The organism is Shigella sp. FC1967 (assembly GCF_001743005.1).
GTDB lineage: Bacteria > Pseudomonadota > Gammaproteobacteria > Enterobacterales > Enterobacteriaceae > Proteus.
Map to the genome: position 1 here is coordinate 1 of NZ_MIIZ01001034.1, position 1,206 is coordinate 1,206.

Annotated in this window: 1 protein-coding gene; it reads right to left on the reverse strand. The window is 46.4% G+C overall.

Going from position 1 to position 1,206, the window contains the following annotated elements; translation table 11 throughout:
* Positions 1 to 1,206: fumarate reductase (quinol) flavoprotein subunit (frdA, locus tag BHE89_RS17845; RefSeq protein WP_286146268.1), on the reverse strand; the 1,206-nt coding region annotated here is incomplete at both ends.

Sequence of the window (1,206 nt, forward strand, 5' to 3'; positions counted from 1 at the left end):
TTTTTCAGGTCATCTTCAATATCACGAGTACGAGCATCTAATGCTGATGCGTTAGCTGGTGCTGCTTCTTGTGCACAACGAACGGCTTCTTCACCGGCAAGACGACCGAATACAACCAGCTCTGCCAGTGAGTTAGAACCTAAACGGTTAGCACCGTGTAAGCCAACAGATGAACATTCACCCACAGCAAACAGACCTTTAATACGCGTCTCAGTTTGTTGGTTAGTTTCGATACCACCCATAGTGTAGTGAGCAGTAGGACGAACAGGGATAGGTTCATTTACAGGGTCAACACCCACATACGCTTTTGCCAGTTCACAAATAAATGGCAGACGTTCATGAAGTTTTTTCGCACCCAGATGACGTAAGTCAAGATGAACAACGTCACCACGGTGAGTTTTAATGGTACGACCTGCGCGCCACTCATGCCAGAAAGCTTGAGAAACTTTATCGCGAGGACCTAATTCCATGTATTTATTTTCTGGTTTACCTAATGGTGTTTCTGGTCCTAGACCGTAATCTTGTAGATAACGATAGCCATCTTTATTGACCAGAATACCACCTTCACCACGACAACCTTCGGTCATCAGGATACCTGAACCGGGCAGACCTGTTGGGTGATATTGAACAAATTCCATATCACGCAGTGGAACGCCATGACGTAAAGCGATACCCATACCATCACCCGTAACAATACCGCCATTGGTATTGAAACGATAAACACGTCCAGCACCACCCGTTGCCATAATGACTGCATTAGCACGAATTTGAACTTTCGTCCCTTCCATCATATTAATCGCAACAAGACCACGAGCGTGACCTTCATCAACAAGAATATCCAGAACAAAGTGTTCGTCGAAACGTTGAATTTGTGGGTATTTTAAGGATGTTTGGAACAGGGTATGTAGCATATGGAAGCCGGTTTTATCGGCTGCGAACCAGGTCCGTTCGATCTTCATCCCACCAAAACGTCGGACGTTGACTGACCCGTCTTCTTTACGGCTCCAAGGACAGCCCCAGAGTTCTAGTTGAGTCATCTCTGTTGGACAATGCTCAACGAAGTAATCTACGACATCCTGTTCACACAACCAGTCACCGCCTGAAACGGTATCATTGAAGTGGAAATCATAGGAGTCGTGAGCCTGAGTCACTGCTGCTGATCCGCCTTCTGCTGCCACAGTGTGGCTACGCATTGGGTAAACTTTT